30 protein-coding genes and 2 riboswitches are annotated in these 26,957 nt (G+C 37.5%); of the genes, 9 read left to right on the top strand and 21 right to left on the bottom strand.

Annotated features, from left to right (window positions below; all coding sequences use genetic code 11):
• Positions 1 to 10: 10 nt before the first annotated feature.
• Positions 11 to 469 (top strand): 7TMR-DISMED2 domain-containing protein, encoded by a 459-nt coding sequence (locus ACGLXV_RS00370; RefSeq protein WP_391557025.1) that lies wholly within the window; start codon positions 11 to 13, stop codon positions 467 to 469.
• A gap of 105 nt (positions 470 to 574) precedes the next feature.
• A complete protein-coding gene (locus tag ACGLXV_RS00365; RefSeq protein WP_391557024.1) occupies positions 575 to 1,747 on the top strand; it encodes a sensor domain-containing diguanylate cyclase in 1,173 nt (390 codons plus the stop codon).
• Between the two features lie 43 nt (positions 1,748 to 1,790).
• Here the strand turns inward: ACGLXV_RS00365 and ACGLXV_RS00360 are convergent, their stop codons facing one another.
• The 3 genes from ACGLXV_RS00360 to ACGLXV_RS00350 form a co-directional block, all read right to left on the bottom strand.
• Entirely contained in the window at positions 1,791 to 2,387 is a 597-nt protein-coding gene (locus tag ACGLXV_RS00360) for a cell wall hydrolase (RefSeq protein ID WP_391557023.1), read from the bottom strand.
• Between the two features lie 307 nt (positions 2,388 to 2,694).
• Positions 2,695 to 3,564 (bottom strand): NAD(P)-dependent oxidoreductase, encoded by an 870-nt coding sequence (locus ACGLXV_RS00355; protein ID WP_391557022.1) that lies wholly within the window; start codon positions 3,562 to 3,564, stop codon positions 2,695 to 2,697.
• 12 nt (positions 3,565 to 3,576) lie between these two features.
• Positions 3,577 to 5,763, bottom strand: coding sequence for an EAL domain-containing protein (locus ACGLXV_RS00350; RefSeq protein WP_391557021.1), 2,187 nt, complete (start codon positions 5,761 to 5,763; stop codon positions 3,577 to 3,579).
• A gap of 114 nt (positions 5,764 to 5,877) precedes the next feature.
• Positions 5,878 to 5,965, bottom strand: a riboswitch (cyclic di-GMP riboswitch).
• 200 nt (positions 5,966 to 6,165) lie between these two features.
• Here ACGLXV_RS00350 and ACGLXV_RS00345 point away from each other — a divergent pair.
• A complete protein-coding gene (locus ACGLXV_RS00345; RefSeq protein ID WP_391557020.1) occupies positions 6,166 to 6,993 on the top strand; it encodes an STAS domain-containing protein in 828 nt (275 codons plus the stop codon).
• A gap of 28 nt (positions 6,994 to 7,021) precedes the next feature.
• On the opposite strand, the gene ACGLXV_RS00340 is transcribed toward ACGLXV_RS00345, so the two are convergent.
• The 3 genes from ACGLXV_RS00340 to ACGLXV_RS00330 form a co-directional block, all read right to left on the bottom strand.
• Complete coding sequence (locus ACGLXV_RS00340; RefSeq protein WP_391557019.1) at positions 7,022 to 7,600, bottom strand: cell wall hydrolase; 579 nt, start codon at positions 7,598 to 7,600, stop codon at positions 7,022 to 7,024.
• A 223-nt stretch (positions 7,601 to 7,823) separates the two neighbouring features.
• On the bottom strand, positions 7,824 to 8,669 hold the full coding sequence (locus ACGLXV_RS00335) for a YitT family protein (RefSeq protein WP_391557018.1): 846 nt from the start codon (positions 8,667 to 8,669) through the stop codon (positions 7,824 to 7,826).
• Complete coding sequence (locus ACGLXV_RS00330; RefSeq protein ID WP_391557017.1) at positions 8,666 to 9,670, bottom strand: asparaginase; 1,005 nt, start codon at positions 9,668 to 9,670, stop codon at positions 8,666 to 8,668. The genes ACGLXV_RS00335 and ACGLXV_RS00330 overlap by 4 nt, the downstream gene beginning before the upstream one ends.
• A 175-nt stretch (positions 9,671 to 9,845) precedes the next feature.
• Here ACGLXV_RS00330 and ACGLXV_RS00325 point away from each other — a divergent pair, with 175 nt between their 5' ends.
• Entirely contained in the window at positions 9,846 to 10,196 is a 351-nt protein-coding gene (locus ACGLXV_RS00325) for a helix-turn-helix domain-containing protein (RefSeq protein WP_391557016.1), read from the top strand.
• Between the two features lie 35 nt (positions 10,197 to 10,231).
• Here ACGLXV_RS00325 and ACGLXV_RS00320 read toward each other — a convergent pair whose 3' ends face one another.
• A complete protein-coding gene (locus ACGLXV_RS00320; RefSeq protein WP_391557015.1) occupies positions 10,232 to 11,146 on the bottom strand; it encodes a proline dehydrogenase family protein in 915 nt (304 codons plus the stop codon).
• 65 nt (positions 11,147 to 11,211) lie between these two features.
• Complete coding sequence (gene pruA, locus ACGLXV_RS00315) at positions 11,212 to 12,756, bottom strand: L-glutamate gamma-semialdehyde dehydrogenase (protein WP_391557014.1); 1,545 nt, start codon at positions 12,754 to 12,756, stop codon at positions 11,212 to 11,214.
• A gap of 168 nt (positions 12,757 to 12,924) precedes the next feature.
• Here pruA and ACGLXV_RS00310 point away from each other — a divergent pair, with 168 nt between their 5' ends.
• Complete coding sequence (locus ACGLXV_RS00310; RefSeq protein WP_391557013.1) at positions 12,925 to 14,472, top strand: sigma-54 interaction domain-containing protein; 1,548 nt, start codon at positions 12,925 to 12,927, stop codon at positions 14,470 to 14,472.
• A 167-nt stretch (positions 14,473 to 14,639) separates the two neighbouring features.
• Here the strand turns inward: ACGLXV_RS00310 and ACGLXV_RS00305 are convergent, their stop codons facing one another.
• Positions 14,640 to 15,041, bottom strand: coding sequence for a VOC family protein (locus ACGLXV_RS00305; protein WP_391557012.1), 402 nt, complete (start codon positions 15,039 to 15,041; stop codon positions 14,640 to 14,642).
• Positions 15,034 to 16,032 (bottom strand): phosphotransferase enzyme family protein, encoded by a 999-nt coding sequence (locus ACGLXV_RS00300; RefSeq protein ID WP_391557011.1) that lies wholly within the window; start codon positions 16,030 to 16,032, stop codon positions 15,034 to 15,036. The genes ACGLXV_RS00305 and ACGLXV_RS00300 overlap by 8 nt, the downstream gene beginning before the upstream one ends.
• 643 nt (positions 16,033 to 16,675) lie before the next feature.
• On the opposite strand from ACGLXV_RS00300, the gene ACGLXV_RS00295 reads away from it, so the two are divergent.
• Positions 16,676 to 17,074 (top strand): MarR family winged helix-turn-helix transcriptional regulator, encoded by a 399-nt coding sequence (locus tag ACGLXV_RS00295; RefSeq protein WP_391557010.1) that lies wholly within the window; start codon positions 16,676 to 16,678, stop codon positions 17,072 to 17,074.
• 28 nt (positions 17,075 to 17,102) lie between these two features.
• Here ACGLXV_RS00295 and ACGLXV_RS00290 read toward each other — a convergent pair whose 3' ends face one another.
• The 3 genes from ACGLXV_RS00290 to ACGLXV_RS00280 form a co-directional block, all read right to left on the bottom strand.
• Entirely contained in the window at positions 17,103 to 17,612 is a 510-nt protein-coding gene (locus tag ACGLXV_RS00290) for a GNAT family N-acetyltransferase (protein WP_391557009.1), read from the bottom strand.
• Between the two features lie 169 nt (positions 17,613 to 17,781).
• Entirely contained in the window at positions 17,782 to 18,663 is an 882-nt protein-coding gene (locus tag ACGLXV_RS00285; protein ID WP_391557008.1) for an aminoglycoside 6-adenylyltransferase, read from the bottom strand.
• Between the two features lie 12 nt (positions 18,664 to 18,675).
• Complete coding sequence (locus tag ACGLXV_RS00280) at positions 18,676 to 19,029, bottom strand: VOC family protein (protein ID WP_391557007.1); 354 nt, start codon at positions 19,027 to 19,029, stop codon at positions 18,676 to 18,678.
• 86 nt (positions 19,030 to 19,115) lie between these two features.
• Here ACGLXV_RS00280 and ACGLXV_RS00275 point away from each other — a divergent pair, with 86 nt between their 5' ends.
• Positions 19,116 to 19,271: a hypothetical protein gene (locus ACGLXV_RS00275; RefSeq protein ID WP_162927733.1), complete on the top strand. Its 156-nt coding sequence runs from the start codon at positions 19,116 to 19,118 to the stop codon at positions 19,269 to 19,271.
• 286 nt (positions 19,272 to 19,557) lie between these two features.
• Positions 19,558 to 20,016, top strand: a complete 459-nt coding sequence (locus tag ACGLXV_RS00270; RefSeq protein WP_391557006.1) for a DinB family protein — start codon at positions 19,558 to 19,560, stop codon at positions 20,014 to 20,016.
• A gap of 86 nt (positions 20,017 to 20,102) precedes the next feature.
• Here ACGLXV_RS00270 and ACGLXV_RS00265 read toward each other — a convergent pair whose 3' ends face one another.
• The 6 genes from ACGLXV_RS00265 to ACGLXV_RS00240 all read right to left on the bottom strand — a co-directional run bounded on the left by ACGLXV_RS00265 (position 20,103) and on the right by ACGLXV_RS00240 (position 24,284).
• Positions 20,103 to 20,366: a hypothetical protein gene (locus ACGLXV_RS00265; RefSeq protein WP_391557005.1), complete on the bottom strand. Its 264-nt coding sequence runs from the start codon at positions 20,364 to 20,366 to the stop codon at positions 20,103 to 20,105.
• 57 nt (positions 20,367 to 20,423) lie between these two features.
• Complete coding sequence (locus ACGLXV_RS00260) at positions 20,424 to 21,029, bottom strand: alpha/beta hydrolase (protein ID WP_205536695.1); 606 nt, start codon at positions 21,027 to 21,029, stop codon at positions 20,424 to 20,426.
• The gene (locus ACGLXV_RS00255; RefSeq protein ID WP_391557004.1) at positions 21,026 to 21,970 is read right to left on the bottom strand and encodes a ring-cleaving dioxygenase; all 945 of its coding nucleotides are present in this window, start codon (positions 21,968 to 21,970) and stop codon (positions 21,026 to 21,028) included. The genes ACGLXV_RS00260 and ACGLXV_RS00255 overlap by 4 nt, the downstream gene beginning before the upstream one ends.
• A 19-nt stretch (positions 21,971 to 21,989) precedes the next feature.
• The gene (locus tag ACGLXV_RS00250) at positions 21,990 to 22,598 is read right to left on the bottom strand and encodes a flavin reductase family protein (protein ID WP_391557003.1); all 609 of its coding nucleotides are present in this window, start codon (positions 22,596 to 22,598) and stop codon (positions 21,990 to 21,992) included.
• Between the two features lie 18 nt (positions 22,599 to 22,616).
• Positions 22,617 to 23,555: a ring-cleaving dioxygenase gene (locus ACGLXV_RS00245; protein ID WP_391557002.1), complete on the bottom strand. Its 939-nt coding sequence runs from the start codon at positions 23,553 to 23,555 to the stop codon at positions 22,617 to 22,619.
• 222 nt (positions 23,556 to 23,777) lie between these two features.
• A complete protein-coding gene (locus ACGLXV_RS00240; RefSeq protein ID WP_391557001.1) occupies positions 23,778 to 24,284 on the bottom strand; it encodes a CBO0543 family protein in 507 nt (168 codons plus the stop codon).
• A gap of 157 nt (positions 24,285 to 24,441) precedes the next feature.
• On the opposite strand from ACGLXV_RS00240, the gene ACGLXV_RS00235 reads away from it, so the two are divergent.
• Positions 24,442 to 24,588, top strand: coding sequence for a hypothetical protein (locus ACGLXV_RS00235; RefSeq protein ID WP_391557000.1), 147 nt, complete (start codon positions 24,442 to 24,444; stop codon positions 24,586 to 24,588).
• A gap of 107 nt (positions 24,589 to 24,695) precedes the next feature.
• Here the strand turns inward: ACGLXV_RS00235 and ACGLXV_RS00230 are convergent, their stop codons facing one another.
• Positions 24,696 to 25,985 carry an NCS2 family permease gene (locus ACGLXV_RS00230; RefSeq protein WP_391556999.1) on the bottom strand — a complete coding sequence of 430 codons (1,290 nt, stop codon included), beginning with the start codon at positions 25,983 to 25,985 and terminating at the stop codon, positions 24,696 to 24,698.
• 41 nt (positions 25,986 to 26,026) lie between these two features.
• A riboswitch (purine riboswitch) is annotated at positions 26,027 to 26,126 on the bottom strand.
• 114 nt (positions 26,127 to 26,240) lie between these two features.
• Positions 26,241 to 26,906 (bottom strand): serine/threonine protein kinase, encoded by a 666-nt coding sequence (locus tag ACGLXV_RS00225; protein WP_391556998.1) that lies wholly within the window; start codon positions 26,904 to 26,906, stop codon positions 26,241 to 26,243.
• Positions 26,907 to 26,957 lie beyond the last annotated feature (51 nt).

Raw genomic sequence — 26,957 nt, 5'->3', positions numbered from 1 at the left:
GGTCTTTTCTATGAAATGTTTCTCTACTAAATCCTTGCTTGTGTTTATCTTCGGTCTTTTCGCTTTTATGTATCATCAGCAAATTACTTATGCTTCAAATAGTATTATTGTTATTCCCTCACAGATAAAAGAATTAAATGTGTCAGATATGTTAACTGTTTTTATTGATCAAGAACACTTATCTGAACAAGACATACTAGGTAAACAAAACAAGTTTATTCCGATCGATCAGGCGAAAGTATCCGGGGATATGTCAGATGCCACTTATTGGTTAAAGCTAACCATATCTAGTTCTTCTGCTTTCAATAAAGATCTTTTATTAGAATTGAAAAAACCACATTTAAGCACTGTAACTTTATATTCCTTGGAAAATAAAAAGCTTATGGAAGAAGAAACGATCGGATATAGCCTACCTTATGATAATAGAACGATTAAACATCATAATCTTGTCTTTCCACTTCGTTTATAACCTGAGACGTCTTCAACCTATTTACTCAAAATACAATCAGATAGCTTTTTTCAAGCTCCTGTATCTATTTGGGATCCGAATGCTTTTTCTGCCAGTAATTATGAAATGCAAACACTTCATGGTATTTTCTACGGAATCATGTTGGCCATGATTATTTACAATAGCTTTTTATTTCTCTCTTTAAGAGAAAAAAGTTATTTGTATTATATTTTATTCATTATTGGATTTACCCTGATGCAGTCTATCTGGGATGGATTTGCCTTTCAATGGCTTTGGGGAGATTATCCATGGTGGGCGATGAGGTCGAATTCCTTTTTTATCGTTTGGACATCGCTATTCTCTTTGCAGTTTGCGAAGCACTTTCTTATGCTAAAAACGGACGCACCATTATTATACAAAGTAGTTTCTACTTTTATTATTTTTTGTGCCGTAGCCCTCGTACTTCCTTTTGTACTTAACATTAGAACGGCAACGATGGTTAGTACGATTCTAGCGAGCATAGCGATTATTTTCATTTTGGCAATTGCTTTGAAAGTTAGATTCACTTCTAGAGAATCAAAATATTTCGTTGCTGCATGGTCTCTTTTACTCGTGGGTGTTTTATTAAATATTTGTGCTGCTTATCAGCTTTTACCTTTAAATGCAGTTACGTTGTATGCACCAAAAATAGGGATTTTAGTAGAAGTAATGGTCCTTTCACTAGGGTTAGCTGATAAAATAAAACGCATTACTTTAGAAAAAGAACAAGAAACTAGAAACGTTCAAACTTTTAAGCAATCAGCCATGTATGACCATTTAACCAACTTACTAAATCGTAAGTATTTTTTAGAATCATCCCAAGAAACACTGTCTCTTGCCAAAGGATCCAATCAACAAGTATCACTAATGTTAATAGATATTGATCACTTTAAAAATATTAATGATACGTATGGTCATACCATTGGAGATCAAGCCATTGTATTTGTTGCTAATCAAATTCAAAAAGTTTGTAATAACTGCGGGATCGTCGGTCGATACGGTGGAGAGGAATTTATTGTCTTTTTAAACCAATTAGATCTTCATAGCGCTTCACAAATCGCTGAGGAACTAATTGAGCTTCATCGTAGAGTTCCTTTTATGTTAGAAAACGGTCATTCCATATATTTAACGCTTAGTATCGGTTTATGTAGCAATGATTTTCAAGAGTATAAGAATGTGAATGAAATGATTTTACATGCTGATCATTCGCTGTATTATGCAAAGAATAACGGTAGAGATCAAGTGGCTATTTATGGGTAGAAACTATATGTACGCAAGAGGGATAATCCCCTCTTGCTATTTTTTATTTTGCAAATCTATGATTTCCAATCGTAATCGTTGTTTCACGTGAGAACACCCAGTTACTTGCCGCTGTTTGTGGATTATAAAAGTATAATGAACCTTGTCCCTGTCCTTGGAACGCTAACGCCTCATCAACTGCACGTTTTGATTCTTCATCTGCCGCTTGGTTAATGGTTCCATTTTGAACCGGTGTAAACGCATAATAACCTTGGTCGATTTGATAAACAACCTCACTTACTGTGTTTGGAAAATCTGGGTGGTTCACACGATTTAAAATAACTGTCGCAACAGCTACTTTCCCCGCATAAGATTCCCCTTTTGCTTCCGCACTTACGAGCCTAGCTAATAGATCCTTATCAGCTGCTGATAAAGTAGTTGCCGGAATCACTAGCTTTTCACCTGGATATAAAAGTGATGTCGTTTTGTTATTTTGCTTCATTAACTTAAGAACAGATACACCATACTTAGAACCAATATTCCAGAACGTGTCTCCTTTTTGTACCACATGTGTTTGAGTAGCAGCACCTGCTGCTGTTCCGAATCCAACTAATGTAAATGATAGAGTAGAGATGACTAGTAATTTTTTTAGCATTTTCATAGCTTATACCTCCAATTGCTGTTTTCTCGAACAACTAGTAGATTACCAGATGTAACATACCGTTTCATGAACCAAATTTTCCCTACAACTAGTTATTTTTTCCAACAACAATGGTATCAACGGTTCACAAGCTTTGAAAAGGGTCAAATTTCCAGCATATTTTTATCATTTTTTTCTTGTTTAGTGTGATATTACAAACATATTACTGAATTATGACAAGCTTTTTTGTAAAAAAACACCTGATCCACTCCATTTTGACCTCAAATTTACCTCCAAAAATAAAAAAAGTAGAGCCGACTGACTCTACCTAATTGATATCCTTTAATACCTTCATGATCGCTGCCCAATCTAAGTCTCCCCAGCCTTTTTCAATCGCATAACTGTAGTGAGATTGCGCGAGGGTTGCAATTGGCAACTCCGTTGATACCTCATTTGCTGCATCAATCATTAAATTCACATCCTTTAACCCTAGCTTCAGCTTAAAGCCAGCAGGATCAAACTGTTCATTTACAATCATTTTTCCATATGTATTATAAACTGGTGATGCAAACAGAGAATTAATAATTTCTAAAAACTGCTTTGGTTCAACTCCGTGCTTCTCCACCATAACCAATATTTCTGATAAGGATTCTAACATGGACACAAGTAAGAAGTTATTTCCCAGCTTAGCCACATTCGATAAATACGCTTGATCACCAACAGTGAAAACATCTTGTCCTAACATTTGCAGGATAGGCAATACTTTCTTCCTAGCCTCTTCTGGACCGGCAACAATAAAGCGTAAAGCAGCGGCTGCAGCTGCCTCAGGACGACCTAAAACGGTGGAAGAAACAAAATGTTGACGGGCATGTTCATGATCAGCCGATAGTTTCTTTGCCAAATGCACGCTGATGGTACTGATAGACACATGAATGCCGCCTGGTTGTAACCCTTCAAGTATTCCTTCATCACCAAACACGACGTTCTCCACAGCTGTATCGTCAGAAAGTATGGTAAAGACGATGTCAGTATGACTGGCTGCTTCAGCAGGAGTGTTTGCTATAATGGCTCCTTTTGTGGTTAATTCTTGGCATTTGCTTTTCGTCCGATTGTAAACCACTATTTCATAGCCATTTTTCAAAAGATTTTCTGCCATCGGTAACCCCATACTACCCAAGCCAATAAATCCAACCTTCAATGTCATCACTCCTTATTTTAAAAATTTATTTACTCTTTGAATTAGTTCTTCGATTTCATTTGATGATACGGGCCGGCTGAAATAGTACCCTTGGCCTTCCGAACAGCCTTTATCTAATAAAAAGTCGAACTGTTCCTTCGTCTCAATTCCTTCTGCAATAACATCCATATGTAACTCACGCGCTAATGTAATAACAGCAGAAACGATGGCCGCTTCATTTACATCATGTGGAAGAGAGCTGATAAAAGAACGATCAATTTTTATTTTATTTGCACGAAATTGTTTTAAATACGTCATTGAAGCATAACCTGTCCCAAAATCATCAATTGACACTTTCACTCCAATTTCTTGAAGCTTGCTGACTGCATTTTGAATTAAATATTCATGTTTACTTAACACACTTTCTGTAATTTCAATCTCAATGGATTCGGATGGGAGATCAAATTCTGCGAGTATTGCCTCCACCAAACTAGGGATATCGTTTAAAACAAATTGTCTCACAGATATATTTACTGCAACAGGTAAATGAGTGAGGTTCGACTCCCTCCACTTCTTTAGCTGTAAACACACTTCCCGAAGAACCCATTCTCCTAGCGCACCAATAAATCCACTTTCCTCTGCAAGAGGTATAAATGTGTCAGGACTGATAATCCCCTTCTCTGGATGCTTCCATCTGATGAGTGCTTCTAGTCCAGTGAATTTACCTGTTGCCAACTGAATTTTCGGTTGATATTGTATGAAAAATTGATTTTGCTTGATTGCTTCGCGGAGTTCTCCTTGTAACATAAATAATTCTGTACCGTGCTTCGTGAGGGAATCATTGAACATCTGGATGGATTGTCCATCCTCCCCTTTTACACTATACATCGCGACATCTGCATTCCTAATTAATATGTCCCCTGTATGACCATGGAACGGATACATACTTATCCCAATACTAGCTGATACATAAAACTCTCGGTCATTAATAACAATCGGTTCTTTTATTGCTTGTAATATTTGTTCTGCCACTTCTTTGGGTTGTTTCTCATTCTTCATCTTTTTCAAAAGAATGACAAATTCATCACCACCCATACGGGTTACAATCCCTTTGTTCGGGATATTTGAATGAATCCGCCTTGCTACTTCACTTAAAACCTTATCGCCTACCGCATGTCCGAAAGTATCATTAATAGGCTTAAATCGGTCTAAATCAATAAATAAAATCGCAAACTCATCTTGTCTAGTAATTAATCGGTCGATAACATCCTTTAAAAATCGGATATTCGGAAGATTCGTTAACGTATCATGAGAAGCCAAGTATTGGATTTCCTTTACTTGATTATCCCTTTCAATCGCTAAACCTGTTAAGTAACTGAATACTTTAAGTAATTCGATTTCATAAGATTTTGGTTTCCGTACGTCAGGATGATAGATCGCAAATGTACCGAATAATTCTCCTTTCGACGATAAGATCGGAATGGACCAACAGGAATGCAATTGATAGCTCAAAGGGATCGTCTTCCAGTTGGACCAAGATGGGTCAGTTTCTATATCCGAGACAATAGCTATCTCTTTCGTAAAAGCTGCATGTCCACAAGATGCAAAGTTCAAGCCAACTGGAAATCGGTCGATTTTCTTTAAAAAGCTTTCTGGAAAACTATGTGAATACCCATTACGTAACCAATTCTCACTCTCTTCATAAAACATAATGGAGCAAATACTCTTACTAGATAGTGCCTCCACAGCATTCACAATATTCAAAAAAACATCTGTTAACGGTTCACCTGACGCAATCATTTGTAGGGCCTTATACTGTTTATCACTAATGGCTTGGTATTTTTCTTGCTCAGTAATATTTCTACCTACTACAACTAAACTATCTGCATGTCCGTTCTCATCGTACAGAGGAATCTTTCTCACATGGAACGTATAGTCATTCCCATCCATCCGAAACGATTCTTTTAATTGAAATTCATTTTTACTTAACCACGCTTGATTGTCTGAATGAACACAAATAGGACCATAATTCTCAAACTTTTTGTATTTCTGTGCCAGCTGTTCATCCGTTTTCCCTATATATGCCCCTTCCTCAATTTCAAATAGTTGTAGGGTCTTTTGATTTGCTTCGATCCATCGTCCATTCACATCTTTTACAATTAAATAATCACTACTTGTATGAAACACTTTCTCCAATAAATCGAATTTTTGGTTGCTCATGACATTACCTTCTTCTTTTATATTTCTTTTGAAATGTTAAAGGGGTATGGTCCATACTTTGTGAAATACAGAAAAGACCTACACCCAAAGGGATATAGGTCTTCTGATTATTCCCTTGGCAACTCAGCCATCATAGTTCCTTTAGAACCGTAGATCTGTAGCTTTGCGTCCCCACCTTTCAATGGGTTTGCCTTTTTCAATTATATTTTTTATTTTAGCAAACCCATTATAGAAGATTTGTCGAAAACAGTCGATAAGTATGATAAAAGTCACTGTTTTTTATCAAAAATCATTCTTTATCCCTATTAATTATCTGATTAATATTTTTGCTTAAAAAACATGTTTATCAAATACATTTTAAGGGTATAAATTTTTGGGGAATTGTAAAAGGGGGAACATCTCTTGGAATTTACATATCAAGCTTCTTTTGACTTAAAACACTTTATTGAAGAAAATAAAGATAGATTTAAGAACTCACTTCTTATAGAGGCTGTAAATGTAAAAGGTCGGATAGATGAAATACTAAGAATCGGTAATATCAATTTAGTTTCGAATGCTCAAAAGCTAGTAATCGACATTATCGATGGCAATGAGGATGAACTGAAAGCTTTCGCCAAAAAAGAAGGAATTGTATGGGCTACCCATTCAATTGAATTATCCTTCAAACTGGAATGGGTTCAAGCGATACGACGAACACTTTGGATGTTTATTCAATCGTTTAACACTCTTTCCAACAAATATGAGTTAGATGACTTCTTTCAGCTCGAGCTACAAATCAATAACCGAGTCGACCAGTTTCTGAACACTTTCTTTATAAGTTATTCAAAATACAAAGATTCCCTGATTGTTGCACAAAGACAACTAGTTGAAAATCTATCAGTACCTATTATTCCAATCACTTCTTCTGTATGTATTTTACCTTTAATTGGGACGGTAGACTCCTTCCGAACTGCAATATTAGAAGAAAAGGTTCTAACAGAGATTGGAAGACTTCGTATTCAAACGTTAATCATTGATTTATCCGGAATTGGCGATATGGAACCTGACGTTATCGATCATCTTATGAAGATTATCGACGGTACTTCTATGATGGGTTGCAACTCGATTATCACCGGTTTACGTGCAGAAGTTGTGAAAAAAATGATTCATTTAGATGTTTCAGCATTCTTTAAGAAGACAAAAACATTAGGAACATTGCAACAAGCATTAAGGCAATATTTTGTTCAGTAAAAAAACCAGGGAGTTTATTCCCTGGTTTCTAAATCGCAAATCGATGGTTACCAATTGTTTCAGTCACTTGTCTTGTTAAAATCCATGTATCCGTTGCAATTTCAGGATTATAAAAATATATAGCCTCTGAATCATTCTCCTTGTCAACCAAAGCTTCTTCTACAGCTTCCATTGATTCCTCATCCGCCGGCTTGTTAATCTCACCATTTTGAACAGGAGAAAATGCATACGTACCAGATACCTGCTCGTATACAACTTCTTTTACAGTATCAGGGAATTCCTCATGCTCTACACGGTTAATAATAACCTCTGCAACAGCCACTTTCCCTTCGTACGGCTCACCTTTTGCTTCCGCAGTTACAAGTCGGGCCATCAATTCCTTTTCCTGATCTGTAACATCAATTTCCTTTTCATATAATGTTGGAAATTTATCATGATTTTCTTTCATTAATTCAAGAGCAGAATTATCAGTTTTACTTACTACCTTCCAAGATGTTTCTCCACTTTTCACTGAAAGAGTTTGTTCAGCTGCGCTCGAAGTAGTTTCGAACCCAACCAATGTGAACGATAGAGTAGAGAGAACAAGTAGTTTTTTTAGAATGTTCATAAAAAATACCTCCTTGCTTTCGATAACAAGAAGGTTACCAGATGTAATATACCTGTGCATGTTCCAATTATTGGACAAATTATTTTTGTTGACACAATATATTGATAGACCGGGCTTTAACCACCAATATGATGGGTAGAATTACCAGGTTTACTTAAGAAAATAATGATTGCTTTTTTGTTTATTACATATATTTCAGGAATGTAACATAGGATTTTTCCACCTAAACAATACTCTTAAATCCATTTCCGACGACCTCACTCATATTATGTACACTAATAAAAGCTCGTTTGTCGATTTCATTAATATATTTTTTCAGTGAATGAAACTCGCTTCGTTTTAGAACGATCGTGATGACTTCCTTTTGCTCGTTGCTAAAGGCTCCTTTTGCTTCATGCACGGTGGCGCTACGGCCTAGATTTTCAATAATAAAGTTCTTTATTAAATCGCATTTATAGCTAATAATGACAACTTCCTTCGTTAAGCTAAACTGTTGAATCAAATAGTCAATAACGACGCCTCTTAACACAATTCCAAACAGTGCATATAATCCATTTTCCACACCAAAGGCAACAATCGACAGCAGCACGATGATCATATCGGAAAACAACACGGCTTTACCTATATCAATCGAAAAATACTTATTGAATATCATGCCGATAAGGTCCATTCCTCCGGTTGAAGCTCCCTCTTTCATCACGATGACCAATCCAAGTGCAGCAATTAATACACCGACCATCAGTTGAATCAGCTTATCTTCACTTAGTGGTTCTGCCATTGGAGCAACTTCCCCAAACAACCAAACCATAAACGATAACATAAAGCTGGAGTAAATCGTTTTTAGACCAAAGCTAAAACCGAGAAACATGAAACCTAATCCAAACAGCACCACATTAAAACATAACATTAATAAACCGATCGAAACGTTAGGAAAAAAATGATGCATCACAATCGTCAAACCACCTAAACCTCCGGCAGCGAATTGATTAGGAGCTAGAAAAAAGTGAATATTTATCGCTACTAAAGCAATCCCAACATGTAAATTAAATAAATGATAGGCTTGTTTCACTCTTCTTGACCCCATTCAACGGATAGATCATACGAAATCGGTGTTTCCATCATTTCTTTCACCTGAGACAGATCGTCCGTTTGACCTAAGGACCACATTAGTTTCGGTACGATTGCTTCTTTATTCATATCTCCGGAGACGACCACATTGTACTGACTTACTTTCCGTCCGACTTCATATAAATACAGGTCTCCACCTTCTTCTAAACACTGTGTAGAGATGAGAACCGCAACACCACCTTCTGTTAGTTCTTTTATCTTCGGTAACAAGCTTCGTTCTTCGAAAGGAACTCCACCGTTTCCATAGCTTTCGATAATAATTCCCTTATACAACCCTTTTAAACAATCAAAAATTTCAGGCTTCGTACCAGGATGTAACGTAAGAACGAACACATCTGGGCAAAGACTAACGTCTAGCTTTAATGACTGTATCGTTTGCTCTGGTCTCCAGTAAAATGTTACCTTGTTCTCTCTTACCTGAGCTACGTAAGGATGATTAATACTTTCGAACGCATCAAAGCTTTTCGTTCTCATTTTCACCGCTCTTGTCCCAATAATCACTCGTCCATCAAACACGACATAAACTCCACCTACGTTTTCACAAGCAAAGCAGATGGCGTCGTTGAGATTTTTAATCGCATCTGTTCTTTTGAAACTAATCGGAACTTGAGACCCTGTTACTACAACAGGTTTATTTAAGCCCTGTAGCATATAGGATAAAGCAGAGGATGTATAACCGAGTGTATCAGTTCCATGCGTAATAACAAATCCATCATATTGATCGTAGTTATCTGCAATTTTAGACGCCATTTCAATCCAGTGCTCCGGCTGCATATTCGTGCTGTCTCTATTCATTAAAATTTCACAAGTCACATCAGCAGCTAAGGATACATCCGAAGAATAGCTTAAAAGATCCACTGGGGCTAGTCCTGGAACCAAACCGTCCTTTCCCTCTAACGATGCAATGGTCCCACCAGTTGCGAGCAGTAATATTTTTTTCATGGTATCTCTTCTCCTCTACGTATATGTACGCGAATTGCAATTTATTATAAGCTTATTATAATTAAATCATTAAATAAAGCAATATATGTTTTCAATTCGCGTACATTTTTGTATTCTTGTAATTACTAACATGCTATAATGAACAAAACAAACAGTCACTGGAGGAAGATGAACCGTGTTATCTCGTTTAGTAACTTTGAGGAAAAGTAGAAAGTGGTCGATGCAGGAAACGGCAGATCGTCTAGAAATCGCAAAAAGTACATACGCGGGATATGAGTATGGATATAGAGAGCCATCTTTGCAGGCGTTGTCTGATTTCGCCGATTTATTTGAAACAAGTGTGGACCATATTCTTGGACGAAGTGAGCAATCGTTAGAGTTAACCAAACTAATTGAAAAGGAATCAATCGCACTCACGCTTGACGGAGAATCATTATCGAAGGAAGAACTAATAGATTTTATTGTTTTTACACGTATGAAAAGGGAGATTTCAACAAAGGAAACTTTCATAAAAAAAGAAGCCTGAATCCCCACATTCACGCTTCTCTTCTTATTACACTATTATTTAAAAAAGAATCCTTTAAAAGCAAACGCAATGTTTTGCGGTCTTTCCGCCAAACGACGCATAAAGTAGCCGAACCAATCATCCCCAAACGGAACATACACACGAACTTTGTAGCCTTCCTTTACGAGACTTTGCTGAAGTTCGTTACGAAAACCGTATAAAAATTGGAATTCAAATTGAGTGGTAGGAATGTTTTCTTGTTTGGTAAATTCCTTCACCTTCGCAATGATGTTGTGGTCATGGCTGGCAATCGCCGTGTAGCTTCCACTTTTCAAATGCTCTTTAATGATCGCTATATAGTTCTTGTCCACGTCAGTCTTGTCCTGATAAGCGACTTCTGCAGACTCTTTGTACGCTCCTTTAACAAGACGAAGTGGAACTCCCGCTAATTCTTTCACGTCTTGCTCAGATCGATACAAATACGCTTGAATAACCGTTCCGACATTGTCATACTCTTTGCGTAATTCCTTTAAAATATCAAGTGTAATTTGAGTACGTGTTGAATCCTCCATGTCAATACGAACGAAGTTGTTGTATTGTTTTGCCGTGGAGACGATTTTTCTCATATTGTCTAAGCAAAATTGCTGATCGATGTCTAAGCCTAATTGTGTCATTTTTACTGAGAGATTGCCATCTACTTTTGCAGATGCCATTGCATGTAAAGTTCGAACACAATAATCAGTTGCTTCACTAGCTTCTGCTTTGTTCGATACAAACTCACCAAGATGATCCAGTGTGGCAACGATTCCATTTTGATTTAACTTTTTTACGGCTGCAATCGCTGTTTCAATCGTTTCTCCAGCAACCACCTGGCTTGCCCCAAAGCGAAGACCCCATTTTCGAGCAGCTTTATTCATCGACTTGTTTTGCGACACTTTTAAAAAGAAATTTTTTGAAATCGCCTCTATCATTCTCTTTCTCCCCCATAAACCCTGAGGCTGCACATATGGTTTGTGCAGCCCGAGATAAAATTCGATTAGAACATTTCAGACGTTGTTTTCGCTTGCATGTGTAATACCAGGTAGTCTGGTCCTCCTGCTTTTGAGTCAGTACCTGACATATTGAATCCACCAAATGGCTGATAACCAACGATGGCTCCTGTACACGTACGGTTGAAGTAAAGATTTCCTACGTGGAACTCTTTTCTCGCTCTCTCGATATGGGCACGGTTATTAGAAATAAGAGCCCCTGTTAAACCGTAGTCTGTGTTATTTGCAATCTCCATCATATGGTCGAAGTCACGAGCTTTACAGAACGCCACTACAGGTCCAAAAATCTCTTCTTGCATCAGACGGTCCTTTTCGTTAACATCCGCTACAATGGTTGGTTCGATGAAGTATCCTTTCGAATCATCACCACTTCCACCAGCAGCAATGCGACCTTCTTCTTTTCCTACTGCAATATAGCTCATAATTTTATCGTAAGCTGCTTTATCGATTACTGGTCCCATGTATGTGTTCACATCTTCAGGATTTCCAAGTGATAAAGTCTTTGTTAAAGCAACTGCTTTCTCTAAAACGACGTCGTATACATCCTCATGGATAACGGCACGTGAACCTGCTGAACATTTTTGACCTGAGAAACCAAACGCAGAGTACACGATGGATGTTGCAGCTAAATCTAGATCAGCATCTTTATCTACAACAACTGTGTCTTTTCCACCCATCTCTGCAATCACACGCTTTAACCAAATTTGACCTGGTTGTACTTTAGCAGCACGCTCATAAATACGGCAACCTACTTCACGTGAACCTGTGAAGGAAACGAAACGAGTTTTTGGATGGTCCACTAGGTAGTCACCAATTTCTGCTCCACTTCCGGGAACGAAGTTAAGAACCCCTTCAGGTAGTCCTGCTTCTTCCATTAATTCAACAAACTTAGCTGCCACTACAGGCGTGTTATTAGCTGGCTTTAATAAAACAGAGTTTCCTGCAACGATTGCCGCTACGGTTGTACCAGCCATGATTGCTAATGGGAAGTTAAATGGAGAAATAATGACACCTACACCAAGTGGAATATAATTGTATTGGTTAAATTCTCCGTCACGGCTTTGAACTGGTACACCAGCAGAAAGCTGATTCATTTGTCTTCCGTAAAACTCTAAGAAATCGATTGCTTCAGCTGTATCAGCATCCGCTTCTTTCCACGGCTTTCCTGCTTCTTTTACTAAATAAGCAGAAAATTCATGCTTACGTCGACGCATGATGTTAGCAGCACGGAATAAAACATTGGCACGAGTGGCTGGCTCTACATTCTTCCAAGATTCAAACGCTGTTAACGCCGCTTGCATGGCTTCCTCAGCGATTTCCTTGTTAGCTTTTGATACAATCCCAACTACTTCTTCTTTGTTTGCTGGGTTATACGAAGTGATTTTTGACTCTGTTGTGATCTTCTTTCCGCCAATTGTTAGGGGATATTCTTTTCCCAACTGTGAATTAACTAATTCTAAAGCTTTTTTAAAAGCTTGTTGGTTGTCCTCAAGTGAAAAATTTGTAAATGGTTCATGTTTGTAACTATACATAAACATCCTCCTCTTTGTTTGTATATCATTTTATATGCAAGTAGCGTGCCAACTTGAAAATGTACGAATATGTGAAAATTATGTGTACAGACCATTTACAACATTGTAAAATATGTGTAAAGTCTTTACAGTTTTGTAAACCAAATTAACAGTAGTAAAGGTGATTGTATGATAAATAAAAATATTTTGCTTCATACTCTTTCCCAACCGATTGACGGAGCTATTTATATAGAAGAAATGCAAACCTTTCCCCTTCATGCTCGTTTGTCAGATATTCAAGTTTTAGAAGATATCCTTTTAGTAGATGATACTGGTGCTCCAGCCTCTGTTGTTCCGAAGTCAGCACTTTTCGAAGTTATTTTTCAAGAATGGAAAAACTTGGCCAATGTGTACGAAACACTATTAAAGGCGGTCGATGATGCCATTACAATCGTCGATCATTCGGGGCAGGTAGTCGCCTGGAATCCAAAGGCAGAAGAACTTTATGAAACAGCTGCTGAAGCCATCATCGGATACCCCATTACGAACTTTTTCCAAAAAGAATCGGTCGTATTAATGAAGACATTAACCGACGGTTCTACAGTTACTCGACAATACAACCAACCAAAACAAGATGTACACGTGCTTATTAACTCACTTCCTTTGATGAGTAACGGAGAGATTGTCGGTGGAATTTCGGTAGAACGTAATATTACCGACATCGTAAAACTGAGTGATGAATTAACAACCACTGCTGCGTATATTCAGGATTTGGAAAGTCAAATTGAGCCGAGTGAAATCGACGACCCTTTTTATAAAATTAAAGGTCGCAGTCAAGCCCTGAATACGTCAATAACCCTTGCGAAAAAAGTAGCACGCACAGACGCAACCGTCATGATTACAGGGGAAAGTGGTGTTGGGAAAGAGTTATTTGCACAAGCCATTCATAAAGCGAGTACACGTGCTGAGGGACCCTTTGTGGACTTGAACTGTGGAGCGATCCCTGCTGCCCTTTTTGAAAGTGAACTGTTTGGATATGAAAAAGGAGCATTTACGGGCGCTGTGAAGGAAGGGAAACTTGGAAAAATTGGAGCTGCGAAGAATGGAACATTGTTTTTAGATGAAATTGGCGAGCTCCCACTTGAGTTGCAAGTGAAACTACTTCGCGTATTACAAGAAAAGCAATACTATCGAGTGGGTGGGAATGAACCTATCCCCATTGATGTAAGAATTATCGCTGCGACCAATCGAGATTTAGAGAAGATGGTGGAAGAAGGATTGTTCCGAGAAGATCTGTATTACCGATTAAATGTCGTTGTCGTGCCTCTCCCTCCTTTACGCGAGCGGATCGAGGATTTACCAGAGCTCGTTCAATTATTTTTAAAAGAGTTCTCCGCTAAATACGACAAGCCTGTTCCCGTTGTTGCGCCAGAAGTAATGGTCACATTCATGCATTATCCATGGAACGGGAATATTCGTCAGCTCAAAAACACGGTGGAACGAATGATGATTTTGGCTGATGACAATATCATCACCGTTGCCGAACTGCCTAACGCCCTTTTTAAAAGCAAAGCACAGCCTACCATCAATGTGTTGCGAGAGGAAACGTTTGAGGATGAACGGTCCAAAATATCTCAAGTTCTTCATCAAACATATGGAAATAAATCGGCTGCCGCTAAAATGCTCGGATGGTCTCGTGTGACTTTATATAATAAGATGAAGAAATATGGATTGTAAATTTAGTTTTTTAAGTTAATGACTTTTAGCACCCTATAATATCTAAGCTCGGGTTATAAAAGACTTTTTATGACTCGAAATATCTTTTTTCCTCTCTCTTCGGGTTATAAAACATGCTTTATGACCCGAAGGAGACATTTTTTCCATCTCCACGGGCCATAAGAAGTTTATCTTTTAAATGTAGGACTCAATTCACTCCAAACATCAAATCCATTTCCATCAAGATCATAAAAGACAAAGTTCCTTCCTGCATGACCTCGATTTTCGATGTCGCCAACACGCACACCTTTTTCTACAAGGCCTTGATGTAAGTTCTGTAAGGCATCCATTCCATTCACCTCGAATGTGACAGAAAACCACTTCTCCCCTTTATAATCTAAGAAATTAGAACTTTGATTTTCACTTGCTTTAACTAAGAAAAAACTCTGGTTTGCCAGATTAATAATGGCTTTTTCTGAATCTTGATAACTTAGTTCTGCAGCTAGATTCGTAACGTACCAGTCAGCAGAGTGCTCCACATTTGTTACTGGTATATACGTCGTTCCTACCCTGATTAATGTTTCACTCATTTTTACTCTCCCTTTCGTTTATCCACAAGAGATACTCATTTACCATTGAGGACAATTTATGCTGAAGCTGACGTAACCATTGAGGATCAGACTCAGTTGTTTTTATATCAATTGACCTTGTTAATCTTGCATACATGACTAAACGGTGAAGTCTTTCAAATACAGAAGCTTCCTTAAGAATATTCGTATCAATACTCGTTTCGTTTTCGTAACCCTTAAGAAAACTTTGTACCTCTAGGGAGTCCAGCCGGAAATTTCCGGCATCTCGTAAAGCATATACAATATCTGCAACGTACCAGCTCGTTATACAGTCATCAAAGTCAATGATTCCAATCATATTTTCCGAAAATAATAGATTATCAAGCTCAAAGTCATAATGAATCAGCCCAAAGTTTTCTTTGGTAATTTGCAATTTTTTGATAGAGTTTAGTAGTTCAGAAATTTCCTTTTGAAGTAGTGCATTTGATTCAGGTAAAAATTGTTGAAGCTCGGTCACTTGATCTCTCCAACTCGGTCGAACGGTTAGGTATTCTTGAGGCATTTCTTTACATGCATCATGCAATTTACCAAGCGCATTTCCCCATCGATATATATTCTCTTGAGTGATGTCACCCCATTCTTCATGTCTACCTGGAACCGCTTCGAAAACAACTGCATGAAAAGTGCCTAATTCTGTCTTAACCACTTCAAGCATTTGCCCGTTTTTTGATGGAACTGGCTGAGCTGCATGAATTCCTTTTGTGTGAAGGTATTGAAGAATAGAAAGTTCAGAAGCAATGGTCTCAACTGTTCTCTCGGACGAATCGTTAAACCGAAGAAAAAAATGCTTCCCGTCTTTTTTAAAAATAAAAATAAAATTAGCGCTTGCCCGAATAAAGTAAACGGTACCTTTGTCATAATCCCATCTTTCTAAAATGCTTTCTGCCAATGTACTTTTCCAGTCCTGATCGATTGTGTCCATTATTAATTTCATTGTACTAAGCTTCATCATAGATCGTATCCCGCCTTTATTAGTAGTAAAAGGTCAATAAGCGGGGCAAAAAATAAAGCCAATGAGTATATCTCATCAGCTTCCCATACGTTGTTATTTTTAGAAGCCCCAGTGTCTTCTTCCGATCTAGTGGGGCACTAAAGATATTTTTTGATGCCGTTAGATGATGATAGAAAAAGACACAACCTATTGATTTGATTCCACATTCCACCATCACCCCTCTCATTCCTATAATTGTATTTTAATCAAAAATTTCCCATCTCACAAGAACTTTTTACATCATTGCCTTTTCCTCTGAACAAGGAAAACATTCAATCTCGCCATTAGGAAACACTACCCCATTGAGGAAACCATCCAAGCAAAAAATCTTTTTCCCACATTTCTTACATTTTCCCACTTCTTCGTACATCCCTATCACCTCAAGTCAGCTTAACTTGCACTTAAGATATTTCACATTGGCATAAATCGTAAAGGCTGAACCTAATAAAAATAACACAATCCCTGTGACACTTGTTGGGTATAATAAACTCCACATAATTGAACCGCCCCTTCGTTATTTATATCGTATTAAGATATTATTTTGTATTTTGATTATATCATGTTAAGATATAAATATCAATCAGATGAGAAAGGTTGAAAATAGTTGAGTTCTCTTTTATCGAAAGAAGTATATGAATATTTAGGTGAATTTCGTTACCAACTCCGTAAATTTCTTAAATTTAGTGAGTCAGCAGCCAAAGAACAAGGGATTACTCCTCAACAGCATCAATTAATATTAGCCATTCAAGGGTTCCCTGGAAAAAGTATTGTTACGACAGGCGAGCTAGCAGAAAGACTTCAAATAACTCATCATGCATGTGTTGGACTGATCGATCGCTGTGAGGAAGCTGGTCTTGTTGAAAGAGCGAGTAATCCAGAGGATGGCCGGAGCGTGCTTATTCGTGTGACCACTAAAGGACTAGAGATACTGGAAAAATTATCAGAAATTCATTTAGAGGAAATCAAAAACATACAGCTATTTAAACAACTCACAAAAATGTAGCAGGTGAAAAATGGGTTCATCTGCTTTTTCACTTTTTATTTTGGAAAAATTCTCTTTTTAGGATAGCCATAATATGAAGCGATTCGAACGTTCCTTCTGTCAATAAGCACTCCCTTAACGTCCCTTCCTTAGTAAATCCTTGTTTTTCATATAATTTGACGGCCCGATCGTTCGTCGTTTTCACGTCCAACCAAAGGCGGTTTGCATTTGTTTTTGTAAACACCCAATCTTTTACCAATCGAAACGCTTCCTTCCCGTAGCCTTTTCCTTTTTCGCGAATGGTAATTCTGACTAGTTCAATGCTTTGGTTCGGATTTGTTAGACCAGCCAAAATCAAGTAACCAACAGGAGTATGGCCAGCTTTTTCTTCTATAATGATATGTAAAATGTCGTTAGTAATTAAGGACGAAATGTGTTTTTCAGCTGACCATGGAATAATAAATTTTGCATTTTGTGGGTCTGATTCTAATTCGTCTATAAAATCAAGATCATCTATAGTTGTTTTTCGTAAATGTATAAGAGTGGATGGTTGGAACAAAGAGATCGACCCCCTTTAATTAAAAGTAAGGTTTAGAATCGCTGATAATTACCAGGAATCGCAAATAAAACCTAATAATTGCAAGTAATTCCAAGAATCATTTATAAAATCTCCTAACTTACAGGAACACTCTCATTAAAATATCTAAAAAAAAAACGGTTCAAAATCTTTAATAAATCTCCCTTGCATCCTTAGGTAAGTTCCGAACCCGTTCTAAATACATCATCATGTTCTTATCCTCTATATGTGGGTACTCCACACTCAATACCTCACCCACATCAGCTGCCAAAATCCGAAATAATTCACAGGCAGTAAATAGTGATTCCCACATATGTTTATACTCACTATCGCAATATGTTTTCTTATACATCTCCCAATAACACGTTGGCAAATGTTTTTTATAATACTTCCCAAATTTCCCAGGTGATACTTTAAAGTTGTGCTGACATCCAATCCACCAGTCCACCATTTGATTTAATTCTGACCGAATAACCAATTCAAACATTTGCTTACTATAAGGCAATTCGTCACGCCAAATCCCCTTTGCTACATTTTGAAGACACCACCAAAAATTATTACAACAAGCCAAATATTGTGTTATACGTGGGCGTCTTACATGGTAGTCTTCATCAGATGCTTGTGGAATGATTGGTAAAACTCCATCCTTATCTAATAAAGGCACAGTTAGTGAGTCACTCCCGTAATCCTTGATCATTTCTCCTTGTGTTTGAATACGAAGATCGATTCGATTACCATCTGCAAAAAGCATTAAGTAACCGTATGACTGATTCAAATTCACCTCCCTACCAATGAGTTGGTCATTTCTTTCAGGCTCCTGAATCATAAGCAGTTCCCCGAACACATTAATCCATGTATTTTCTTCAATAAATGGTGCTGTTTCCTCTACAATATAAACGACATCGTGATCTTGGAAAATGTCCTTTGGAACGCGAGGGTTTGTTCTTGATCCGTTCATATAAACTGCACGAATTCGGTTATCCTCTGTTGCCACTCGTAGAATAAGATCAAGCATTTCTTTTTCGCTTCGCATGTTTCACCTCCGTTAGCACTTACAAATCATAAGTGTATTTCCGTCTGGATCTTTAATATTAAAATAATGCCCGTGTTGAATGTCGGAAACGATTTCCACCTGCTTTCCCTTCAAATATTGAAAGGATTCTTTGATATTGTCCGTGTTAAAATGGAACATTGGCGCGGTGAGGACGCGTTCCTCTGAGTAGATTTTGCTATCCAGTACAATTCCTGTTCCCTTCATTGGCAGTACATAGATATGACCATGAAATATTTCTCCATCCAATGGTAAACCTAATACATCACAATACCAATCTCTTGCTTTTTCAATGTCACTAACAGGGATAAATACTGCACCAATCTCATTTTTTATTGGATTTTTCATGGCGTTACCTCCGTTATTTTTATCTAATAATTCTTCCAACCGTGCACATACTACTACCGATACTACATGAAAGTGAGTTGAGAGAAATGTCTCATCAAGGAATGCAAAACAAAAATCAAACTAGAGAAAAAATTGAAAAGCAGGATAAGCGTAATGATGTGGAGTTAGGTGATGATTTTCAAATCGGAAACTCAAAATCACAAAGTCAGAAAAAAAGTGGACGTCAAGCGAACAGAAAATAACCTCATCATTGAGGTTATTTTCATTTCCAGACTTGATCAAGCTTGCTTTTGTAACGTACAATCTCTTGGTCTTCTGTTGTCACTATTCACTCCCTAACTGAATTGTAGGCGCATACATTCTATTCCTTCAAAAAACAAAAGTGTTTCTATGTTTATTATGTTGCTAATCTATTAATATGAAATATATTACAATTATAGCATATCCCTACCATTATTTTTCTTCTGTTGGCAGGATAATTGCCTATTTTATCGAATAATTACCTATTCAAAATAAGGGGGGATGTTAATGAATCCACGTCATGAGGTTTTGTTTACTCAATTGGTAAGCTATCGAAGTGAGGTTTTGGGAGTTTTAAAGGATGTATCGGAAGAACAAGCGGATATCATACCTGCAGGATTTAAGAATAATATTCGTTGGAATCTTGGACATATCTATCTAGACCAGTATCTATGGATCCAAGCGGTTACGAAAGAAAAAGCAGGCGTGCCAGAGCAATTTCAATCATGGTTTGGATATGGATCAAGTCCAGACAGTTTTGAAAAGGACACTCCTTCTTTCCAAGAGTTAAAGGAATTACTAAGAGAACAACCTGTAAAGATCAAAGAAATGTATGGAGAAAGATTAGAGGAAGAATTTCCACCAACTGAAATGGGAATGCATACGATTGAACACGTACTCATTCGTACGATCTTTCATGAAGGCTTACATATGCAAACGATTTTAGATATAAAGAAATTTCTATAAAACATGTAAAGACCGCGACTTTTCCGAAGAAATGTATGCGGTCTTTGTTTAAAATTTTTCATAGCTTACCTACTTTAGGGTATCCATTAGTGATACATAGACATCACTTTCTCTATATCACCAATTAATTGGCTACTTTCCTCTTTTGAAAGACGTATCGGCAATTGATCATAAAGGGTAATGATTTGTCCGTCCTCATTATCCCGATGTAAGTGTAGGTATTGATAAATATTATTAATTTGTGTTTCATTAAGAACCGATTGTGTATCAAAGTTTTTCACTCTTTGTAAAGTAAATTCATTAACAGTAGTATCAAAGACCCCGTCGATAATGGTGCCATTCACAAACATATCTTCACTCCTCAAAGTTCGATACGTTAATATACCCTTAAAATGACCGTCGTATTTTTACAATTTTCGATACCATTCAGCTGCTGCTTCTACTTCATCTGCTGTAAGTTGGTGCCCTCGGTTCTCCCAATGAAGCTCGACTTTTGCATTCGCACCTTCTAATAGCTTTTGAAGCTCTGTTGATTCTTCAGGCGAGCAAATAGGATCATTGGTCCCTGCACCGATAAACACCGATGTTCCTTCCAAATTAGGAAGCTCGATTCCTCTCAGAGGGACCATTGGATGGTGTAACACGGCAGCCTTCAAGGCATTTTCATAATGGAATAACAGACTGGCCGCAATGTTCGCACCATTTGAATATCCAATTGCTACGATATTGTTACGGTCAAAATCGTATTTTTCAGCCGCTTCATCTAGAAAATCATTTAACTCTTTTGTCCGAAAAATTAAATCTTCAATATCAAAAACCCCTTCAGCTAAACGTCTAAAGAATCGGGGCATGCCGTTCTCTAGAATATTTCCTCTCACACTTAACACACCCGCAGAATCGTCAATCATACCAGCTATAGGTAGTAAATCTAATTCATTTCCCCCTGTACCGTGAAGCAATAACAAAGTTGGTTTTTGTGGGTCTTTCCCCTTTTGATAAATATGTTTCATCATTTTTCTCCTTTCAACACTCGAACCTCAACTGGTGGTAACGTATTTTCTAATTCTTCTCTTTTTGACTCTAACCAAGACGGTAACATTAATTTCTTACCAAGTTCTATTTGGGGTTCATCAACAGTAAAGCCTGGCGGGTCAGTGGCTATTTCAAAAAGAATCCCACCTTCTTCATGAAAGTATAGCGCTTGAAAGTAATTTCTATCAAGAATGTCAGTTGGATAATAATCCTTTTCCACTAATAGTTCTCGCCATTTCTGATGTTCCTTTTCATCTCTAGCTCTCCAAGCAAGATGGTGAACGGTTCCAGCACCCATTAAGCCTCGAACGGACGGAGATAATTTAATATCGATTGTATTTCCTAGCTCTCCTTCTGACTGAAACCGTAAATAGTTTTCTTCCTGTCCAATGCATGTTAGTCCGAGAACATTTTCTAATACATCCGCCGTTTTATGAGGTTTCGCAGACAAAAGAATGGCGCCTCCAAATCCTTTTATCGCCACCTCTGCACCAATACCGTTCACATTCCACTCATTTCGGGGACCGTTTGGTCGCTGTACCAATTCAATCTCCAATCCATCGGGATCTTGAAAGCTCAAATAAGTATCTCTAAATCGTTTCGTTTTTACAAAACGAACTCCATACGATTGTAAACGGTCCTCCCAAAAGGAGAAGGAGTTCTCTGGAACAATATAACTTGTGACACCAACCTGTCCGGTTCCAATTCTCCCTTTTAGTTGATGGGCCCAAGGAAAAAAAGTAATTACCGTTCCAGGTTGTCCAGAGTCATTTCCAAAATAGAGATGATACACTTCAGGACGATCAAAATTTATCGTTTTTTTCACAAGCCTTAACCCTAAAACTCCTGCGTAGAAATCTATATTACGCTGAGCGTCATTTACCATGGCTGTTATGTGATGGATGCCTACAGTTTTTAACATGTTTTCCCCACCCGCTTTGTTATTTTGGTCTTTCGATCGAAAAGATGTCACCGATTTTGGCATAATTGATTCCGGCTAGCCGACTTACCGCTCCCAGGGCTCTTGGATCAATCTTCCCTTCGTGATAAATGGCTGGGTCGATGTGAAACTGAACGATTTTTCCAATGATCAAATCACACCCAGGTGTATCTCCTCCACCTAACTCCAGTGACTGCTCTAACGTACACTCGAACCGGATTTTCGCCTCATTTATTCCTGGTACAGCAACTTTCACACTGTTCACTGGAGTGAATTGAACTAGATCAATTTCACTTTCATCCGGCGGAAGAGTTGCTGCAGTTTCGTTTATTTTCTGAACATTTTCTTCATCAACCACATGGATAACAAATTCCTTCGAATGAAGAATGTTTCTTGCTGTATCCTTTTGGTTCCCACCTGATCTCTGTACAGATAAGGAAATCAAAGGAGGATTGGAGGATACAATGTTAAAGTAGCTGAAAGGAGCACCGTTTAGTACTCCCTCTACCGATAATGAGGTAACAAATGCAATCGGTCTTGGGATAATACTACCGATTAACAGCTTGTAATTTTCTCTCTCGGACAATGCTGACGGATTAATGGAAAGCATGTAATCAACCCCCTCGTCTTAATCTAGCTCTCTTACTTCAAACGGAAGCAGAACTTGTTCTATTTGATGACGATGAGTCTCATATTGGCTTGGCAACATGAGCTTTTCTCCCATCGTTTCTACAGACTCATCATGAGCAAACCCTGGAGGATCTGTTGCAATTTCAAATAAGATTTCTCCCTGCTCTCTAAAGTAGATTGCGTTAAAGTAATTTCGATCTTGAACAGGAGTTACGCCATACCCATTTGCTTCCACGTGCTTTTTCCAGTCCAATTGATCGGCATCATCTTCTGCTCTCCACGCGATATGATGAACCGTACCAACACCCATTTGTCCACGCCCGATTGGTGTTCGTTTTAAATCAATAATGTTTCCGATGTCTGCTGTAGACTGGAAACGAACAATATCTCCTTCCTCACCTACCTTTTCAAGCCCCATTACTTTTTCTAACAGGTCTGCTGTTTTGTTCGGTTGAGTCGATAATAGAGTTGCTCCCCCAAATCCCTTAATCGCATACTCTAATGTAATCCCTCCAAATTCCCATCTATTCGGTTCTCCTGCTTCTCTTTCAACTATCTCAAGATGTAAACCATGAGGATCATCAAACTCTAGATAATTTTCACCAAAACGTTCGAGCTTTGTAAACGGGATGTTAAACTTCTCTAATCTTCCTTCCCAAAATTGAATAGCTCCTTTAGGAACTACATAGGAAGTAACACCTACTTGACCATCACCAATTACCCCCTGACGAGCACCAGCCCACGGAAAAAAGGTAATAATGGTTCCTGGTTTTCCACCTTCATTTCCAAAATAGAGGTGATATGTTCCCGGGTCGTCAAAGTTCACCGTTTGTTTGACTAATCGAAGCCCTAACACACCTGAGTAAAAATCCACATTTTCTTGAGGGTGTCCGACAATCGCTGTAATATGATGTATTCCCATACTTTTTTTGACCATTATTAACCACTCCTATTGGTTAGATTATTATTAATATTTATTACCTAAATAAGGATCATCTATTTTATTCATTATATCTCGAAACTGAGATATAACTTTAAATTAATTCGAAATTAAATATCTTGATTTAAAGATATTATAAAATAGATGATTTTATAAGTCAAGAACTTGGAGTAACATAAAAGCCAAAGATGTATCGAACGAATGTCCAAACAACTTTGGCTATTTTGCAAATTTAAACGGAATATCAAACTGTGCAATTAAGAAAATGATAATACATAAAGAAATGATATATGCTGGAAGTGGTTTATTGTGATGTAAAGCAATCACCGAAAACATTACAAGATCAAATAGAAATGAATACAGTAAGGTCCAATCATTTTGATACGAAATTCGGTCAAACATGTGTAAAATCCATTCAACGAATATATAAATTCCGGACCAAACAAATATGTAAAGGATACGTTGGAGCCATTTCTCAGGAAAGTGGGAGAGAAATAAAAATATACTAATAGGCATTGTGCTTATTGCATAAACGATGACAACCATTTCATGACCATAGAGAAAATCAGGATGAAATTTCCACAATGTATTGTCTTGTACGATATATTCATACAGCAAACCACCTGTGGAAATAAATAGCATACTGGGATGATATTCGCGCCAGTTTTTCCCTTTTCCCCACTTCATCGCTGCCAAGATCGTTAGTATCGCAATAGTAACGTGCATACCCACTATCCTCTCAAGTGTTTGTTCACAGTTTAACCTAAAGAAACGCCTTTAATGTACAGATTTTTTGTTTAAACATTAGGTTCCTTAACTGTATAAGAAAGAAAAATACAGGAACAATATTTGAAGAAACATTGAGTAAGGGAGGCAAAATTAGATGAATGTAAATAAAAATCAACCTAACTCTTCTGTAACCAATGATAAACAAGAATTACAAAATAAAAACGAAATGAACACCGAGCAGAACACCTTAGCACAAAAAGATGGTTTCCGATATGATTATGATGATTCTTCAGATGTGTAAAAAGACTGTTTTTCCAGGATTTGAAAAAGGACGTTAAACCATCGATTTTAACGTCCTTTTTCACTAGAAACACAAAAATGAGTTGCCTAAGCAACTCATTTAAAAGATTAATGGGAAGGAAAGAAAATCATTTGCAAAATAAAGATTGCTCCAAAAACATATAAAATGGGATGAACTTCTTTTCCTTTGCCACTTACCAATTTCATTAATGGATAAGTGATGAATCCAATGGAGATTCCGGTTGCAATACTAGCTGTTAAAGGCATCGTGAGAATGATTGCAAACGCAGGAAATGCTTCATCAAAGATCTTCCAATTGATTTTTGATAACCCCTCCATCATATAACAGCCAACGATAATTAATGTAGGAGCCGTTATCGCAGGTAGTGATGAAATCGCAGACACGATTGGCGAAAAGAATAATGCCAAGAAAAACAGAATGGCCACTACCATTGAAGTTAAACCGGAACGTCCACCAGCAGCCACCCCAGTTGATGACTCAATATACGCGCTTGATGGACTTGTTCCTAAGGTTGATCCTATTGTTGTCGCTACCGCATCTGCCATAAGTGCAGATTTTACCTTTGGCAAATTTCCATTTTTCATCAAACCAGCTTGTTCTGCAACCCCAATCATCGTTCCAGTTGTATCAAAAATCGTAACGAGTAAAAAGGCAAAAACAACCGTATACAATCCGTTTGTGAAAACACCCATGATATCAATATCAAAAAAGACAATTGGTGGTGGAGTTGCAACCACTCCATCAAATTTTAAATCTCCTGTAACGTAACCAATCACAGCTGTTACAAGCATTCCAATAAACAATGCACCATTTACTTTACGAGCAATCAAAATAAGAGTTACGAACAATCCGACGATAGATAAAATCGTTACCGGTTGATGAAGATCCCCAAAAGCTACTAAATTATCTGGATTTGCAACGACAATTCCCGCCATTTTTAATCCAATAAAGGCTATGAAAAGACCAATTCCTGATGTAATCCCATATTTTAAAGAAGCTGGAATGGAATGTATTAATGTTTCTCGCAACTTCGTAAAGGATAATAATAGAAATAACACACCTGCTAAAAACACAGCTCCAAAAACAACTTGATAACTAATTCCATGTACAGCTACTACACTTGTAAAATAAGCATTCATCCCCATCCCTGGAGCAATGGCGATAGGATACTTTGCAAAAAGAGCCATGATCAACGTACCGATAACGGCTGAGGCAATCGTCGCCACAAACACTTGATTAAAAGGTACTCCTGCCGCTGAAAGAATCGCAGGGTTTACAAAGATGATATACACCATCGTTAAAAAGGTAGTGATTCCTGCAAGAATCTCTGTTTTTACATTTGTTCCTAATTCCTTTAACTGAAAAAAGCGTTCCATAAATCCTCCTAAAAATTAAAAATTCCTAACTATAAATGGGTAGACTTCTCCTACCCATTCGTAGTTAGGAATTAACGGTTCCTAGTAGAGACTCTTAGACCATATTTCTAAGAATATACGAATGAAAAATCACAACAAAATGTATTATATACGAACTTTTATTATCCGTAAACATTTATTGTTCGTATTTTACTCGTATTTCACAAAAAATCCTTTTAAACTCTTCATAAAAAAAGAGAAAGCTCTCACTTCCTCCTAAAACCACTTCAACTTCCATACATCCTTAAAAAAATCTTCAATGCTTGTTGTTTGTCTATTGTTATAGCTTTTTCTAACCGTTTCTAACAGCCATGCCGGAATGGATTTTCCATCTATTAAACGATAATACTCCTCGTATCCTCTTTTTAAATGCTCCCACCGACCGTCATCTCCAGGTAATAAATATTCAGATACATCGATGATTTTCACTTTGTCATCTTGTAATAGAATATTTTTCAAGTGAATATCACGAGGATTTAAACCCTTCTTTCTTGCGTAAGCTCTCGCTTTATCCACCTCTTGAATCACCTGTAATGGAATATGAATCCCTCGCTGAAGACAATCATAAAGTGTGATGCCTGACTCATAACTTACGACTAGATACCGGTCTCTTGCTTCATAGCAGGTCGAAAAATAAGGAGAAGATCCCAGTTTTTCATACACCTTTGCTTCCATCTGAATTTTTTCTAATTTATCATCAGCAAACAGTTTATATGCATAGGCTGGCGCATGAATATATTGAAAAACAGCTGCATCCGTACCAACACCAATACACTTCAATTCTTTTACATTCCCCTGAATCGAAACGGGTTGATTATTTGGATTCGAAGAAATAGTTATATGGGACAGGAGCTCATCAATAATTTCACATTCTTTTTCCATATTCAGCCCCCTATCTATCTTGAAATCTATTTAGTTAGGGTATCACAATCA

The sequence above is a fragment of the Robertmurraya sp. genome (assembly GCF_036676585.1).
Taxonomy (GTDB): Bacteria; Bacillota; Bacilli; order Bacillales; family Cytobacillaceae; genus Robertmurraya_A.
Note: the sequence above shows the minus strand (reverse complement) of the source record. Positions and strands in the feature narration are given on the sequence as shown.